Genomic DNA, 15,808 nt, shown 5'->3' with positions numbered 1-15,808 from the left:
TCAAGCGCTGGCGCAGTCTCTCACCCGAGGGCTCGGACAAAGCCGCCGCAACTTGCCCCAGGGGCGGGGCCAAGGTACGGTGGCGGGCTGATGACGACGCTGCCCACGCTGTCGACCCATGGGTCGGCACTGTTTCTGGACTTCGACGGCACCCTGGCCGAACTGGCCAGCCGACCCGATGCGGTGCGGATCCCTCCCGATTTGCCGAGCCTGCTCGATGCCCTGCACGAGCGGCTGGGGGGCGCGCTCGCGCTGGTCACCGGCCGCGCCCGCATCGACCTGCAGCGCTGGCTGCCGGTGCAGCGCTGGCCCGGCGCCTTCGAACACGGCGCGCTGCGCGTGGGCGCCGATGGCGTCGACCGACTGGCCGTGACGCCCGAGCTGGGCCCCGTGGTCATGGCGGCGCAGGCCTTCGCCGCCCGCCACCCGGCGCTGCTGCTGGAGGTGAAGCAGACCGCCTTGGCCCTGCACTACCGCGCCGCGCCCGAACTGGGACCGGCTTGCGTGGAGGCGATGTTCCAGGCCATCGCCAACCACCCCGACCTGCGCCTGCTGCAGGGCAAAGCCGTGGTGGAGGTGAAGGCCGCGCACACCAGCAAGGGCGCCGCCATCGCCGGCTTCCTGCGCGAGCCGCCCTTCGCCGGCCGCCGGCCGGTGTTCGCGGGCGACGACGTGACGGACGAGGACGGCTTCGCGGTGGTCCAGTCGCACGGTGGCGACGGCATCAAGGTAGGCCAGGGGCCGAGCGCGGCGCGCCTGCGCTGCGACAGCCCCCAGGCCCTGCGCGACTGGTTGCGACAACAAACCAACGAGGTTTCGCCATGACCCCCGCCAGTGGATTCGCCTCGCCAGCAGCCGCGTCGCTGCACCTGGGCGTGATCGGCAACTGCACCATCGGCGCGCTGGTCGATGCGCGCGCGCGCATCGTCTGGAGCTGCCTGCCGCGCTTCGACGGCGACCCCGTGTTCTGTTCGCTGCTGGGCGGCGCCGACGGCGAGTCCGGCTCCTGGGCCATCGAAATCGAGGACCTGGCCGAGACGCGCCAGCGCTACGAACCCAACACCGCCGTGCTCGTGACCGAGCTGTGGGACCGGCACGGCCAGGGCCTGCAGGTGGTCGACTTCGCGCCGCGCTTCGCCGCGCGCGGGCGCTTCTTCCGGCCCATGCAGATCGTGCGGCGCGTGCGCGCGCTCAAGGGCACGCCGCGCATCCGCGTGCGCCTGGCGCCGCGCTTCCATTGGGGCTCGCAGGCGCCGCGCATCACCTCGGGCAGCAACCACGTGCGCTACGTGGGCGAGGACCTCACCCTGCGCCTCTACACCGACGCGCCCATCAGCCACGTGCTCTCCAGCGAGCCCTTCCTGCTGGTGCACGAGCACAACTTCCTGCTCGGCCCCGACGAAACCGTCGCCGGCAGCGTGAGCGACGTGGCGCGCCACTTCGAACAGGAAACGCGCGCCTACTGGCGCACCTGGAGCCAGCGCCTGGCGCTGCCGCTGGAGTGGCAGGAGGCGGTGATCCGCGCGGCCATCACGCTCAAGCTCTCCCTGTTCGAGGACACCGGCGCCATCGTCGCCGCCATGACCACCAGCATCCCCGAGGCGCCGAACAGCCAGCGCAACTGGGACTACCGCTACTGCTGGCTGCGCGACGCCTTCTTCGTGGTGCGCGCGCTCAACAGCCTGTCCGAGATCGGCACCATGGAGGACTACCTGCGCTGGCTGTCCGACGTGGTGGTGGGCAGCGCGCGCCTGGACAGCGGCGGCCACGTGCAGCCGCTCTTCGGCGTGGGGCTGGAACGCCATTTGCCGGAGCGGATCGTCGACACCCTGCCGGGCTACCGCGGCATGGGCCCGGTGCGCGCGGGCAACCAGGCGCACGAACACTTCCAGCACGACGTGTACGGCAACATCGTTCTCGCGTCCTCTCAGGCCTTCCACGACCGCCGGCTGCTGCACCCACCGGGGCGCGCCGAGTTCGAGCGGCTGGAGGCCGTGGGCGAGCACGCGCGGCGCGTCTTCGACCAGCCCGACGCCGGCATGTGGGAGCTGCGCACCCGCGCGCGCGTGCACACCTCCTCGGCGCTGATGAACTGGGCCGCCTGCGACCGGCTGGCCAAGATCGCGCGCACCCTGCACCTGCCCGATCGCGCCGCCTATTGGGCGGGCCACGCGCAGGCCATGCGCGAGCGCATCCTGGCCGAGTCCTGGAGCGAGCAACGCCAGGCCTTCGCCGCGGCCTTCGGCGACCACGACCTGGACGCCAGCGTGCTGCTGATGGCCGAGGTCGGCTTCATCGACCCCAAGGACCCGCGCTTCCTCTCCACGCTGCACGCGCTGGAGGCCCACCTGTGCGACGGGCCCTACATGCGCCGCTACGAGGCCGCCGACGACTTCGGCAAGCCCGAGGTGGCCTTCAACATCTGCACCTTCTGGCGCATCGACGCGCTGGCGCGCACCGGGCGCGTGCGCGAGGCGCGCGAGGTCTTCGAGGCCATGCTCGCGGTGCGCAACCCGCTGGGCCTGCTGTCCGAGGACACGCACGCCACCACCGGCGAGATGTGGGGCAACTTCCCGCAGACCTATTCGATGGTGGGCCTGATCAACGCCGCCGTTCGCCTGTCCGCGCACTGGGATTCGGTGGTATGAGCCGCCTCGTCGTCGTCTCCAACCGCATCGCCGATCCGCGCAAGACCGCGGCCGGTGGCCTGGCCGTGGCGCTGGGCCAGGCGCTGGAGGCCAGCGGTGGCCTGTGGTTCGGCTGGAGCGGGCGCATCGCCGAGAACGGCGCGCCGGGCCAGGGCGAGGTCAACCGCCAGCAGGCCGGCGCGGTGCAGCTCGCCACCCTGGACCTCAGCCGCGAGGACCACGACAGCTACTACCTGAACTACAGCAGTGGCGTGCTGTGGCCGGTGCTGCACTACCGGCTCGACCTGGCCGACTTCGACAGCGGCGGCATCGCGGGCTACCGGCGCGTGAACCAGCTCTTCGCGCAGAAACTCAAGGCCCTGCTGCGGCCCGACGACACCATCTGGGTGCACGACTACCACCTGATCCCGCTGGCGGCCGAGCTGCGCGCCATGGGCTGCGAGCAACGCATCGGCTTCTTCCTGCACGTGCCCTTGCCGCCGCCGCTGATGCTGGCCGCGCTGCCCGAGCACGACTGGCTGATGCGCTCGCTCTTCGCGTACGACCTCGTGGGTTTCCAGAGCCAGACCGACGTCACGCACTTCGAGCGTTACGCCAGCGACGAACTGCGCGCGCAATGGGTGGGCCAGCACGGCTGGCACGCCTTCGGCAAGACCCTGCAGGTGCGCGCCTTCCCCATCGGCATCGACGTGGACGAGTTCCAGGCCCTGGGCGAAGGCAAGGACGCGCGCGAGATGTTCGAGCAGCTGCGCAGCGACTACGCGCGCCGCCGCCTGCTGGTGGGCGTGGAGCGCATGGACTACTCCAAGGGCCTGCCGCAGCGCCTCAAGGCCTTTCGCACCCTGCTGCAGAACTACCCCGAGAACCAGGGCAGCGCCACGCTGATCCAGATCGCCTCGCCCAGCCGCGAATCGGTGGACGCCTACGCCGCGCTGCGCGCCGAACTGGAGAGCCTGTCGGGCGCCATCAACGGCGAGCACGGCGAACTCGACTGGATGCCGCTGCGCTACATCCACCGCAACGTAGCGCGCAAGCGCCTGCCCGGCCTGTACCGCGCGGCCGCGGTGGCGCTGGTCACGCCGCTGCGCGACGGCATGAACCTGGTGGCCAAGGAGTTCGTGGCCGCGCAGGACCCGGCCGACCCCGGCGTGCTCGTGCTCTCGCGCTTCGCGGGCGCGGCCGAGCAGATGAGCGAGGCCTTGCTGGTCAACCCCTACGACACGGCGCGCACCGCCGAAACCATTCAACGCGCGCTGCAGATGCCGCTGGCCGAGCGCCAGCAGCGCCACGCGGCGTTGCTGCAACGCATCCGCGCGCAGGACGTGCACTGGTGGCGCGAGAGCTTCCTGCGCGCCTTGCGCGACACACAAGAACCGGAGAAAGAAGCATGAACGACAACCTCATCGACATCGCCACCGGCTGGTGGCAGTGCCTCGGCAGCCTGGCCACCAGCGGGCTGCGCATCGTGCTCATCCTGATCCTGGCCTGGGTCGTGGTCCGCGTCGCCCAGCGCGCCATCCGCCTGCTGCGCAACCGCGTGGCCGGCCGGCTCGACGACGACCGCGAGGCGATCAAGCGCGCCGAGACGCTCAGCCGCGTGTTCCGCTACCTGGTCGTGGTGGTGGTCAGCCTGATCGCGGGCATGCTGGTGCTGGGCGAACTGGGCGTATCGGTGGCGCCCATCCTCGGCGCCGCCGGCGTGGTCGGCCTGGCCGTGGGCTTTGGCGCGCAGAGCCTGGTGAAGGACTACTTCACCGGCTTCTTCCTGCTGCTGGAGAACCAGATCCGCCAGGGCGACGTGGTGCAGCTCGGCAGCCACTCCGGCGTGGTCGAGGAAGTCACGCTGCGCTACGTGCAGCTGCGCGACTACGACGGCAACGTGCACTACGTGCCCAACGGCACCATCACCACGGTGATCAACATGACGCGCGGTTTCAGCCAGGCGGTCTGCGACATCGCCGTCTCGGTGCACGAGGACGTGGACGCCGTGGTCCGGGTCATCCGCGAGGTCGCCGCCGGGCTGCGGGCCGACGAGGCCTTCGGCGACCGCATCCTGGCCGACCTGGAGGTGGCCGGCGTGGAGCGCTGGGACAACGCCTCGGTGGTGATCCGCTGCCGCTTCCGCACCCTGCCCATCGAGCAGTGGGGCATCCGCCGCGAGTTCCTGCGCCGGCTCAAGGGCGCGTTCGTCGCGCGCGGCATCCGCCTGCCCTACCCCAACCTCACGGTGCACGCCGACGCCGAGGCCGCCAACGCCGCCAGCCTGCGCGAGGCCGCCGCCGCCGCGGCGACGCGCTGAACGGCCGCCCGCCCGGCCAATTGCCCGAGCGCGGCGCGCAGGATTGCCAGACGGCCTTGGTCCGGCGCCGCGCGCGGTGCCACCATGCGCCTTCGACCACCGGAGGCCGCCATGCCCGCATCCAACCCGTTGAACCCGCCGCTCGCCGAAGGCATCCGGCGCCTGGGGTTTCGCAAGTGGTACGAGCGCGAGCTGCTCTCCAGCCACGCGCACATGGCCCTGGCGGTGCTGGCCGCCGTGGCCATGCTGGCGAGCTTCGAGGCCTTCGGCGGCGCCAGCGTGGGCGAGAAGCTGATGGACACCGCCTTCGTGGTGCTCACCGGCGGCATCACGCTGTGGGCGCTGCAGCGTTACGCCTACCTGCTGATGCACGCCGAGGAAGTGGCCAACCAGGCCAACTGCCCGCGCTGCCACGCCTATGGGCAGCTGAGCCTGTCGGAGCGGCCGGTGCGCCGCCGCGGCGGCGAGGACGGCGCGGCGCGCCTGGTACCGGTGTGCTGCAAGCGCTGCGCGTTCGAGTGGGACGTGGACGACAGCTGAGGCGCGCCGGCGCGCGCCTCGGCCGCCGCCCTCACATGCCCGCGAACACCGAATCGCTCTCCGCGTGGGCCGAACCCACGAAGACGCGCAGCATCGGGCCCTGCAGGTCGTGCTCCCACAGGCGGCCCTGGATGGTGAACTGGCGCCCGCCGACGCGGAACACGTCGCCCGGCATGGGCGCGGCGCCGTGGCCTCGCCAGTAGTCGGGCACCACCAGCTGCATGCGCCGCAGCCAGGCCTGGTCCTCGGGGGTGAAGACGAGCACGGTTCTGAGCGGGGTGGTCATGGGGTCTCCTGGTGACGCAGCGGGCGAGGGCCCAGGTTAGCGCAAGGCGGGGCTCAGTCCAAGCCGTCCAGGCCGCGCGCCGCGCCCAGCAGCGCGGGCGATTCGCGCGCGGTGATCACCCACACCGGAATGGCGCGCAGGTAGCCGTTGAAGCGGCCCTTGTCCTCGAAGCGCGCGCGAAAGGGCGAGGTGTCGAACCAGGCGCCCAGGCGCGGCACGATGCCGCCGCCCAGGTACACCCCACCGCGCGCGCCCAGCGTGAGCGCGAGGTTGCCGGCCACCGAGCCCAGCAGCGCGCAGAAGAGGTTCAGCGCCTCCAGCGCCTGCGGCTGGCCGTGCTGGAGCGCGGCCTCGGTCACGTCGGCCGCCCGCTCCACACCCCGCACGGCCACGCCGTCGGCCTCGCAGAGCACGCGAAAACTCTCGAGCAGGCCCGCGCCCGAGCACACGCGCTCGGCCGAGGCCCGGCCGTGGCGCGCCGCCAGCGCGTCCATCAGCAGTCGCTCGCGCGGTGTGGCGGCCGGCAGCGTGACGTGGCCGCCCTCGCCCTCCAGCGGCACCCAGCCGTCCCCGCCGCAGGGCAGCAAGCCCGAGACGCCCAACCCCGTGCCGGGCCCCAGCAGCGCGCGCGCGGCGCGCGGCACGGCGTCGCCGCCGCCCAGCTGGCGCAGATCGCTCGCCGGCAGCACCGGCAGCGCCAGGGCCAGCGCGGTGAAGTCGTTGAGCACGCGCAGGCGCTCCCAGCCCATCTCGGCCTGCAGCGCGCGCTGCGAAAAAGCCCAGTCGTGGTTGGTCATGCGCACCGCGTCGCCCGTGACCGGGTTGGCGATGGCGATGGCCGCGGCGCGCACGCGGCGCGGGCCCAGGCCCCCCAGGTACTCGCGCAAGGCGTCCTGCACCGCCGGGTAGCGGGCCACGGGCAGCACGCTCACCTCGCTCAAGGGCTCACCGGGCGCGGACTGGAAAGCGAAACGGGCGTTCGTGCCGCCGATGTCGGCGAGCAGCCGGCCACCGGGGCTGGGGATGCGCTGGCTCATGGCGGCCGATGATAGGCCGCGCCGCCTCAGCGGGGCAGGTGGGCGCGCGCCCAGCGCACGATGTCGGCCGCGCCCATGGCACCGGGCTGGCGCGCGATCTCGCGGCCGCCCGAGAACAGCGCCAGCGTGGGAATGCTGCGGATGTTCATCGCCGCCGACAGCGCGGGTGCCTCTTCGGTGTTGAGCTTCACCAGCCGCACGCGCGGCTCGAGTTCGCGCGCCGCCGCCTCGAACTGCGGAGCCATCGCACGGCAGGGGCCGCACCAGGGCGCCCAGAAGTCCACCAGCACCGGCAGATCGGAGCGTTCGATGGTCTTGCGCAGGCCGGCCTCGTCCAGCGCCACCGGCGCGCCCGTGAACAGCGGGGCGTGGCAGCGGCCGCAATCCGGCGCGCGGTCCAGCGCGTCGGGCGCGAGCCGGTTGGTGGTGCCGCAGTGCGGGCAGACGAGGTGCAGGGGGGCGGCGGTGGCGTTCATGGTCTTCAGATGAAGGCCGGCGCGCCGATTGCAAGCCCGTCGGCTCAGACCAGGTAGCCGATGAGGCTGGCGATGAAGCTCAGCAGCACGGTGCTGGCGAAGGGCAGGAACCAGTCGCGGCCGAAGGCGCGGAACCGCAGGTCGCCCGGCAGCCGCCCCAGGCCCAGGCGGCGCAGCAGCGGCGTGGCCCAGCTGATGAGCAGCAGGGCCAGGAAGATGACGATCATCCAGCGGATCATGCTCAGAGCCGGTGGGTGCGGTCGCCCTGCGCGAAGCCGATCGGCGTCCAGCCCCCGGCGCTGGCGGGCGGCGCCAGCGCGATGACCTTGAACAGCTCGCCCATCTCGTGCTCGAGCACCAGCATCTGCATGCGCGAGCGCTCGCGCGGGTCGGCGCCCTGCGCGAGCTCGACCAGGCCCAGGTTGATGAGGAAACGCCCCTGGCTGGTGTAGCCGATGACGTCCAGCCCCGCGTCCTGCGCCGCCACTGCCACGCCGGTGAAGTTCACGTGCGCGGTGATGTCCTTCTCGCCCGGGTGATCGAGCACGGCGTCGTCGCTGCGGTGGGCGCGGTGCGCCACCAGCGTGCCCATGTGGCGCTGCGGGTGGTAGTACTCGGCCTCGGGGAAACCGTAGTCGATGAACAGGGCCGCGCCGCGCGCCAGCCGATCGGCGATGGTGCGCACGAAGGCCTCGACCTGCGGGTGCACCTCGGTGGTGTAGTCGTGCTCGCCGGGCACCGCCAGCGGCGGGCGCAGGGCGGTAGGCCGCTCCGCCCAGGCAAAGCCCTCGCCGGCGCGCACGACCACCCGCTCGTGCCAGACCCCGCCGAGGCGCGCCAGCGGCGTCACGGGAATGGCGTCGAGGATTTCGTTGCCCACCAGCACGCCCTCGAAGCGCTCGGGCAGCACCTCGACCCAGCGCACGCGATCGCCGAAGGCCGCGAGGCGCTCGCGCTGGCGCTGGCGCAGCTCGCCCGGCAGGTCGACGATGGTGTAGCGCTCCAGGCGCTCGCCCGCCGCGTCCAGCGCCGCGATCAGCCCGGCCGCCAGCGCACCGCTGCCGGCGCCGAATTCCCACACCTCGCGCGTGCCCGTGGCCTGCAGGGCCTGCTCCACCTGGCGCGCCAGCGCGCGGGCGAACAGCGGCGTGAGCTCGGGCGCGGTGACGAAATCGCTGCCCTGGGCCGGGAAATGGCCGAATTTGGGCGTGGCCGTGGCGTAGTAGCCCAAGCCCGGCTCGTACAGCGCCATGCTCATGAAGCGCTCGAAGGGGATGTGGCCGCCGGCCGCGTCGATGGCCGTGCCGATGCGCGCCGACAGGGCGCTGGCTACACTCCCGGGCTGTTTCACGAATGGGGCGTTCACGCGCCGATTGTCACCCATGCCCTCCCCTCATCCGCCCCGCACCGCGCTGGTTACCGGCGCCGGCCGGCGCCTGGGCCGGGAGATCGCCCTCACCCTGGCGCGCGCCGGCTGGAACGTGGCCGTGCACCACCGCCACTCGCTCGACGAGGCCCGCCAGACGGCGACCGACTGCGAGGCCGCGAGCGGCCGCGCCGGCAGCGCCCACACCTTCTTCGCCGACCTGTCGGACGAGGCCGGCGCGCGCGCCCTGCTGCCCGCCGTGGCCGCGCGCTTCGGCGCCGTGGACGCGGTGGTCAACAGCGCCTCCACCTTCGAACACGACAGCGCCGGCAGCTTCGACTTCGCCACCATGGAAGCCCACCTGCGCGCCAACACCGGCGCGCCCGTGCTGCTGGCCCAGGCCCTGCACGCCCACCTGGCCGAGCGCGACGCGCGCGGCGCGGTGGTGAACCTGCTGGACCAGAAGCTGTGGAACATGAACCCCGACTTCTTCAGCTACACCCTGTCCAAGGCGGCGCTGGAGGCGGCCAACACCATGCTGGCGCTGGCCCTGGCCCCGCGCGTGCGGGTGGTGGGCGTGGCGCCCGGGCTCACGCTCACCAGCCACCTGCTCAGCGACGACCGGTTCGAGCAACTGCACCGCCAGTCGCCGCTGGGCCGCTCGTCCACCGCGGCCGACGTGGCCGCCGCCGTGGCCTTCGCGCTGGACAACGGCTCCATCACCGGCACCACGCTGCTGGTGGACGGCGGCCAGCACCTGATGCGCTTCGAGCGCGACTTCTCCCTCATGTGAGGACCGCATGATCCCCACGACCGCCGCCACCCAGATCCTCACCCTCACCGGCCTGCGCTTCGACGCCAACCTGGGCATCCTCGACCGCGAAAAACACGCGCCGCAGCCCATCCAGGTGGACGCCGAGCTCAACCAGGGCACGCAGCCCCTGCTGCCCAAGGACGACGACATCACCCACGTGCTCGACTACCGCAAGGTGCGCCAGATCATCATCGACGAGTGCACCGCCGAGCACGTGAACCTGCTGGAGAGCCTGATCGGCAAGCTCACACGGCGGCTCATGCAGCTGCCCGGCGTGATCGGCGTGCGCGTGAAGATCGCCAAGCTGGAAATCTTCGAGGACTGCGAGGTCGCCATCCGCATGGAAAGCGGGCAGTGGTGAACAGAGACACCCCCTGCGGCGCTGCGCGCCTGCCCCCTCCAGGGGGGCGATGCCGACGGCCCGGCGAAGCCGGTTCCGTGGCATCCCTGGGTTATGCGGGCTGGCGCTCGCCAAGGAATGGCCATGAACATTGAATTGGAAAACCACAAGCTCGAGAAGCGGCTGTGCCGCGAGGTCGGGCGCGCCATCGTCGACTACAACATGATCGAGGAAGGCGACCGCGTCATGGTCTGCCTCTCGGGCGGCAAAGACAGCTACGGCCTGCTCGACATCCTGCTGAAGCTGCAGCAGCGCGCGCCGGTGAAGTTCGAGCTGATCGCGGTCAACCTCGACCAGAAGCAGCCCGGCTTCCCCGAGCACGTGCTGCCCGAGTACCTGACGAAGCTGGGCGTGAAGTTCCACATCGAGAACCAGGACACCTACTCCATCGTCAAGCGCGTGATCCCCGAGGGCAAGACCCTGTGCAGCCTGTGCAGCCGGCTGCGTCGCGGCATCCTCTACCGCGTGGCCGACGAACTCGGCGCCACCAAGATCGCGCTCGGCCACCACCGCGACGACATCCTGCAGACCCTGCTGCTCAACCTGTTCTTCGGCGCCAAGCTCAAGGGCATGCCGGCCAAGCTGGTGAGCGACGACGGCAAGCACGTGGTGATCCGGCCCCTGGCCTACGTGCCCGAGAAAGACCTGGTGCGCTGGGCCGAGCTGCGCCAGTTCCCCATCATTCCCTGCACCCTGTGCGGCAGCCAGGAAAACCTGCAGCGCAAGCAGGTGGGCAACCTGCTGCGCGAGTGGGAGAAGAAGTACCCCGGCCGGGTGGAGAACATGGCCAGCGCGCTGCAGAACGTGGTGCCCAGCCACCTGATGGACCGCGCGCTGTTTCCGTTTGAAACGCTGCGCGCCACCGGCGTGCCGGACGACAGCGGCGACAAGGCCTTCGACGACGAGCCCGTGGCCGCGCCGGCCGCCGAGGCCTGCGCCGCGCCCGCGCCGCAGGGGAACCCGGCCGCGCCGCGCGCGGTCATACCCATCGCCACCGAAGCCAGCTGAGGCGCAGTCGCACCACGCCAGCCACGAAGGGCCCCTCAACGCAGGAGACGTCCATGCCCTCGATCCGCCTTTTCGCCCTTGCCCTGGCCGCGCTGCTGCTGTCGGGCTGCGCGTCCGTCATCCTGGTCGACAACCAGGTGGAGAGCTTTCCGCGCTGGCAGGACCGCGCGGCCAACGCGGCGGTGCCCGCGCCGCCGCAGGTCTACCGCTTCGAGCGCCTGCCCTCGCAGCAGCAGGACCAGCGCGCCGCGCGCGGCCAGGACGAGTTGGAGCGCTACGCCGAGGCCGCGCTGGCCAAGCTGGGCTGGACGCGCGCCGCCGCCAACGTGTCGGCCCCCTGGGCGGTTCAGGTGGGCGCCAGCAACGTGCGCCTGCCGCGCGCGCCCTGGGAAGACCCCTGGGACACCTGGGGCTGGGGGCCCTTCGGATCGCCTTTCGCCATGCCCGGGCGCGACTACGTGGTCACGGGCACCGGCCAGGTGGTCTTCTTTCCCATGATGGCCCCTCGCTTCGAGACGCCCTACTACCAGCGCGCGGTGTCGCTGGTGATCCGCGACGCCGCCAGCGGGCGCGTGGTGTACGAGACGCGCGCCGCGCACGATGGCCGCTGGAACAGCACGCCCGCGCTGTGGACGGCCATGCTCGACGCCGCGCTGCAGGGCTTCCCGGCGCCGCCCGCGGGCCTGCGGCAGGTCAACATCGAAGTGCCACGCTGAGGCGCCTCAGGCGGGGGCAGCGGCCAACAGTTCCCGGATCGCCTGCGCCAACGCGTCCATGCTGTCCTGCTTGGACAGCACCTCGCGCACCCCGGCGGCGGCGGCCTCGTCCACCAGCCACTCGTTCACCTGCCCCGACACGATGGCCACGCGCAAGTCGGGGCGCAGCGCCCGCGCGGCGCGCGCCACCTCCAGGCCCGACAGACCCGGCATGTTCTGGTCCGTCACCAGCAGATCAGCGGGTTCTCCGGGGTGTGCCGCGAGCCAGTCGATGGCCGCCTGCCCCGAAACGAACGGCGTCACCCGCACGCCCTGGCGACTGAGCAGGCGCTGCACCAGCCCCACCAGCGCCTCGTAGTCGTCCACGTACAGCACATGCCGTCCGCTCAGCGCGCGCAGCGCGCCCGGGTCGTCCCGCGCTTCGGTCAAGGGCATGCCAGGGGCGCCATCGCCCGGCGCCAGCGGCAGGTAGACATCGAACCGCGTGCCGTGTCCGGGTGTGCTGTCCAGGGTGATGGTGCCCTTGTGCGCTTTGACGATGCCGTGCACCACCGCGAGGCCCAGGCCCGTGCCCTCCCCTGGCGGCTTGGTGGTGAAGAAGGGCTCGAACACACGCCGCTGGGTGTCGGTGTCCATGCCGGGGCCGTTGTCGGCCACGCTCAGGCACGCGTAGTCGCCGGGGCCCATGCCCCCGAGGCGCAGCGCCCGCGCGGCGTCGACGGATTCGGCGCCCAGGGCCACGGTGATCTCGCCAGCACGGCCCGCAAAAGCCTGCCAGGCGTTGCTGCACAGGTTCATCAGCACCTGCTGCACCTGGGTGCCATCCGCCATGACGCACAGAGGCGCTGGCGACAGGCGCGTGTCCAGGCGCACGCCCGCCGGCAGCAGCGTGCGCATCAGGCGCAGCGCTTCTTCCACCAGGGGCAACAGGGCCTGCCGCTCCATGGTCTGGGCCTGGCGGCGGCTGAAGGTGAGGATCTGCTGCACGAGCTGGCGGGCCCGGATGGCCGCGCGATGGATCTCGGCCAGGCTTTCCTGCGCGGGATGCTCGGGTCCGACGTCCTCGCGGGCCAGCACCAGGTTGCCCAGGATGGCCGCCAGCAGGTTGTTGAAGTCGTGCGCCACGCCGCCGGCCAGGGTGCCGATGGCCTCCATCTTCTGGCGCTCGCGCAACTGCGCCTCGAACTGGCGCTGCTGCTCCTCCGCCTGCTTGATCTCCGTGATATCGGTGTGCGTGCCGACCAGGCGCGTCGGGCGGCCCTGGGCGTCGCGCTCCACCGCGGCGCCGCGCGTGAGCACCCATATACAGCGGCCATCGCGCGTGCGAACCCGGTGCTCGTTGCGGTAGACGGGTATGCGCCCCTCGAAATGCGCCTGGCGCGCGACGAGCATGGCGGCCAGGTCGTCCGGGTGCGTGCGCTCGTCCAGGTCGGAGGCGAAGCCATGAACGTCTTCGCGCGAATAGCCGTACATCGACAGCAGGCTGTCGGACAGGTATTCCTCGCCCGTTGCCAGGTTCCAGTCCCACACGCCGTCGCCCGCGCTCTCCAGCGCCATCTTCCAGAGCGCCTCGCTGCGGTGAAGAGCCTCCTCCATGCGCTTGGGCTCGGTGATGTCGAGCAGAACGCCCACGCGGTGCACGCCTTCCTCGTCGCGGTAGACCTCACATGAGCGGTTGTGCACCCACTTGAGGACCCCCTCGGGTGTGACAACGCGAAATTCGCCCGAGAGCACCGCCTTGCCATCCAGCAGTGCCTGCGTCTCGGACACCAGGCGCGGGGCTTCGTCGGGGTGCAGCAGGCGCGAGATCAGCGTGGGGTCGTTCACCAGGGCCTCGGGCTCGACGCCCAGCAACTCGCGCGCGCCCGAGCTCACGTAGCGGTAGCGGCGCGTACCGTCGTGGCGCACGACGATCGAAAACACCACGCCGGGGATCTGGTCGGCCAGCGCCTGCATGCGCTCCTGCTGCTCCCGCATGGAGCGCTGCTGCAGCACGCGTTCGGTGATGTCTTCCACCGTGCCTTCGTAGTGCAGCACCTGGCCGGCCGCGTCGCGCACGGCGTGCGCGTTCTCGCTGACCCAGGCCCGTTCGCGTGTCTTGTGGCGAAACACCTCCGACACAAAGCCGCGCACGAAGCCGTCGCGCTCCAGCAGGCGACGGAAGTCGTCGCGTCGGCGCGGGTCCACGTACCACTCGGCGGCGATGTCGCCGACGCCAGCGATCAGCGAGGCTTCGCTGTCGTGGCCGTTGAAGCGCACCAGGGCCTCGTTGGCCCGGATCATCCGGCCGTCGGGGGCGCTGCGGTAGGCGCCGATCGGCAGGAAGTTGAACAGCGATGAGAAGTCGCCATCGGGCGTGGCCATGCGCGGCATTGTCTCGCAAGGCCCGGTACATTTCATCCAGATCGACCCACCCCCACGGACGCCCCTTGCAAGTCACCCGCCTCCTGGCCGTGCGCCACGGTGAGACCGCCTGGAACCGCGACACGCGCATTCAGGGCCACACCGACATCGACCTCAACGACCACGGCCGCTGGCAGGCCCGCCGCCTGGCCGAGGCCCTGCGCGACGAGCCCATCGCCGCCATCTACAGCAGCGACCTCAAGCGCGCGCGCGACACCGCCCAGGCGGTGGCCGAGACGCGCACCCTGCCGGTGCACGCGCACATCGGCCTGCGCGAGCGTGGCTTCGGGCGCTTCGAAGGCCACACCTGGGACGAACTGGAGCTGCGCTACCCCACCGAAACCCTGGCCTGGCGCAAGCGCATGCCCGACTTCGCGCCGCCCGGTGGCGAAACCCTGCTGGCGCTGCGCGAGCGCGTGGTGGGCGCGGCCCTGGAACTGGCCGCACGCCATCCGGGCGAGCAGATCCTGCTGGTCGCGCACGGCGGCGTGCTGGACGTGCTCTACCGCGCCGCCACCCGCCTGGAGCTGCAGGCCCCGCGCAGCTGGCAGCTCGCCAACTGCGCCATCAACCGCCTGCTGTGGTCGCCCGAAGGCCTGGCCCTGGTGGGCTGGGGCGATGTGGGCCACCTGCAGGTGAACGACGACGAAGGGGTGCTGGATGAGCGCAGCGCCTGAGCGTTTCCACGGCCTGGTCGGCCAGGGTGTGGCCGCCATCGACACGCCCGCGCTGGTGATCGACCTGGACGCCATGGAGCGCAACCTGCATCGGCTGGCCGACTGGTGCCGGGCGCGCGGCCTGCGGCTGCGCCCGCACGCCAAGATGCACAAGTGCGCCGAGCTGGCGAAGTTGCAGATGGCGCACGGCGCCGTGGGCGTGTGCGTGCAGAAAACCGGCGAGGCGCTCGCGCTGGCCGCCGCCGGCGTCACCGACATCACCATCACCAACGAAGTGGTGGACCCGGCCAAGCTGACGCGGCTGGCGCGCGCCGTGCGCACGGGCGGCACGCGCTTCGCCCTGGCGGTCGACAGCGCCCTCGGCATCGAGCGCCTGGCGCGCGCCCTGGCCGAGGCCGGCGTGCAGGCACCGGGCTCGATCGATGTGCTGGTGGAAATCGACGTGGGCCATGGCCGCTGCGGCGCGGCGCCGGGCGAGCCGGCCGTGGCACTGGCGCGGGCCGTCGCCTCGCACGCCGTGCTGCGCTTCGCCGGCCTGCAGGCCTACCACGGCGCGGCGCAGCACCAGCGCACGCCCGAGCAGCGCCGCGCCACCGTGGCCCACGCCGCCGAGGCCGTGGCGCACACGCGCGCGCTCATCGAGGGCGCGGGCCTGGCGGTGCCGCTGGTCACGGGCGCGGGCACCGGCACCTTCGTGCACGAGGCGGCCAGCGGCCAGTGGGGCGAGCTGCAGGCCGGCTCCTACCTCTTCATGGACGCCGACTACGCCGCCAACACCGCCGACGAGAGCGCGCCGGCCTTCGAGCACGCGCTGTTCGTCAAGGCGCAGGTGATGAGCCGGCCCGAGGGGCGCGCGGTGGTCGACGCCGGCCACAAGAGCCATGCCATCGACAGCGGCCTGCCGCGCGTCTGGCTGCCCGAGGGACTGGCGTTCGCCAACGGCGGCGACGAGCACGGCGTGCTGCGTGGCCCGGCCCTGCCCGCGCTGGGCGAAACGGTCTGGCTGGTGCCGGGCCACTGCGACCCCACCGTGAACCTGCACGACCACCTGATCGGCGTGCGCGGCGGCCTGCTCACGGGCCGCGTGGAGCGCGTGCTGCGGGTGGACGCGCGCGGCGCGCTGGACTGAGCGACCGGC

The 15,808-nt window shown here is 72.0% G+C and carries 17 protein-coding genes; 11 read left to right on the top strand and 6 right to left on the bottom strand.

The annotated features are described in order from the left end of the window. Positions 1-90 precede the first annotated feature (90 nt). From otsB to JNX00_RS03250, 5 genes are all read left to right on the top strand, one after another. Positions 91-825: a trehalose-phosphatase gene (otsB, locus tag JNX00_RS03270; RefSeq protein WP_070400349.1), complete on the top strand. Its 735-nt coding sequence runs from the start codon at positions 91-93 to the stop codon at positions 823-825. Next, the gene (locus tag JNX00_RS03265) at positions 822-2,648 is read left to right on the top strand and encodes a glycoside hydrolase family 15 protein (RefSeq protein WP_204744064.1); all 1,827 of its coding nucleotides are present in this window, start codon (positions 822-824) and stop codon (positions 2,646-2,648) included. Before otsB ends, JNX00_RS03265 begins: the two co-directional genes overlap by 4 nt. Next, on the top strand, positions 2,645-4,039 hold the full coding sequence (locus tag JNX00_RS03260) for a trehalose-6-phosphate synthase (protein ID WP_070400350.1): 1,395 nt from the start codon (positions 2,645-2,647) through the stop codon (positions 4,037-4,039). Before JNX00_RS03265 ends, JNX00_RS03260 begins: the two co-directional genes overlap by 4 nt. Then, positions 4,036-4,947: a mechanosensitive ion channel domain-containing protein gene (locus JNX00_RS03255; RefSeq protein ID WP_204744063.1), complete on the top strand. Its 912-nt coding sequence runs from the start codon at positions 4,036-4,038 to the stop codon at positions 4,945-4,947. Before JNX00_RS03260 ends, JNX00_RS03255 begins: the two co-directional genes overlap by 4 nt. A gap of 111 nt (positions 4,948-5,058) precedes the next feature. Next, the gene (locus JNX00_RS03250; RefSeq protein ID WP_204744062.1) at positions 5,059-5,487 is read left to right on the top strand and encodes a hypothetical protein; all 429 of its coding nucleotides are present in this window, start codon (positions 5,059-5,061) and stop codon (positions 5,485-5,487) included. A gap of 31 nt (positions 5,488-5,518) precedes the next feature. On the opposite strand, the gene JNX00_RS03245 is transcribed toward JNX00_RS03250, so the two are convergent. The 5 genes from JNX00_RS03245 to JNX00_RS03225 are packed head-to-tail and all read right to left on the bottom strand — an operon-like array spanning position 5,519 to position 8,670. Beyond that, positions 5,519-5,773, bottom strand: a complete 255-nt coding sequence (locus tag JNX00_RS03245; RefSeq protein WP_070400353.1) for a hypothetical protein — start codon at positions 5,771-5,773, stop codon at positions 5,519-5,521. 53 nt (positions 5,774-5,826) lie between these two features. Continuing rightward, a complete protein-coding gene (gene glk, locus JNX00_RS03240; RefSeq protein WP_204744061.1) occupies positions 5,827-6,810 on the bottom strand; it encodes a glucokinase in 984 nt (327 codons plus the stop codon). Between the two features lie 26 nt (positions 6,811-6,836). After that, entirely contained in the window at positions 6,837-7,286 is a 450-nt protein-coding gene (gene trxC / locus JNX00_RS03235) for a thioredoxin TrxC (protein WP_204744060.1), read from the bottom strand. A 44-nt stretch (positions 7,287-7,330) separates the two neighbouring features. Continuing rightward, positions 7,331-7,525 (bottom strand): DUF2905 family protein, encoded by a 195-nt coding sequence (locus tag JNX00_RS03230; protein ID WP_070400356.1) that lies wholly within the window; start codon positions 7,523-7,525, stop codon positions 7,331-7,333. A 2-nt stretch (positions 7,526-7,527) separates the two neighbouring features. Continuing rightward, on the bottom strand, positions 7,528-8,670 hold the full coding sequence (locus tag JNX00_RS03225; protein ID WP_204744059.1) for an SAM-dependent methyltransferase: 1,143 nt from the start codon (positions 8,668-8,670) through the stop codon (positions 7,528-7,530). Here JNX00_RS03225 and JNX00_RS03220 point away from each other — a divergent pair. From JNX00_RS03220 to JNX00_RS03205, 4 genes are all read left to right on the top strand, one after another. Next, positions 8,669-9,445, top strand: a complete 777-nt coding sequence (locus tag JNX00_RS03220) for an SDR family oxidoreductase (RefSeq protein WP_070400358.1) — start codon at positions 8,669-8,671, stop codon at positions 9,443-9,445. The two genes, JNX00_RS03225 and JNX00_RS03220, sit on opposite strands and share 2 nt — an antisense overlap. A gap of 7 nt (positions 9,446-9,452) precedes the next feature. After that, positions 9,453-9,827 carry a dihydroneopterin aldolase gene (locus tag JNX00_RS03215; protein WP_070400359.1) on the top strand — a complete coding sequence of 125 codons (375 nt, stop codon included), beginning with the start codon at positions 9,453-9,455 and terminating at the stop codon, positions 9,825-9,827. 123 nt (positions 9,828-9,950) lie between these two features. Beyond that, positions 9,951-10,874, top strand: coding sequence for a tRNA 2-thiocytidine(32) synthetase TtcA (gene ttcA / locus JNX00_RS03210; RefSeq protein ID WP_070400360.1), 924 nt, complete (start codon positions 9,951-9,953; stop codon positions 10,872-10,874). A 53-nt stretch (positions 10,875-10,927) separates the two neighbouring features. Then, a complete protein-coding gene (locus tag JNX00_RS03205; protein WP_070400361.1) occupies positions 10,928-11,590 on the top strand; it encodes a DUF4136 domain-containing protein in 663 nt (220 codons plus the stop codon). A 6-nt stretch (positions 11,591-11,596) separates the two neighbouring features. Here JNX00_RS03205 and JNX00_RS03200 read toward each other — a convergent pair whose 3' ends face one another. After that, positions 11,597-13,954, bottom strand: coding sequence for a PAS domain-containing sensor histidine kinase (locus tag JNX00_RS03200; RefSeq protein ID WP_204744058.1), 2,358 nt, complete (start codon positions 13,952-13,954; stop codon positions 11,597-11,599). Positions 13,955-14,019: 65 nt separating this feature from the next. On the opposite strand from JNX00_RS03200, the gene JNX00_RS03195 reads away from it, so the two are divergent. Further along, complete coding sequence (locus tag JNX00_RS03195) at positions 14,020-14,670, top strand: histidine phosphatase family protein (protein ID WP_070400363.1); 651 nt, start codon at positions 14,020-14,022, stop codon at positions 14,668-14,670. After that, positions 14,654-15,799, top strand: a complete 1,146-nt coding sequence (locus tag JNX00_RS03190; protein WP_204744057.1) for a DSD1 family PLP-dependent enzyme — start codon at positions 14,654-14,656, stop codon at positions 15,797-15,799. Before JNX00_RS03195 ends, JNX00_RS03190 begins: the two co-directional genes overlap by 17 nt. The last annotated feature ends 9 nt before the right edge of the window (positions 15,800-15,808 follow it).

The organism is Hydrogenophaga sp. YM1 (genome assembly GCF_016903055.1).
In the GTDB taxonomy this organism is placed as follows: domain Bacteria; phylum Pseudomonadota; class Gammaproteobacteria; order Burkholderiales; family Burkholderiaceae_C; genus Hydrogenophaga; species Hydrogenophaga borbori.
Note: the sequence above shows the minus strand (reverse complement) of the source record. Positions and strands in the feature narration are given on the sequence as shown.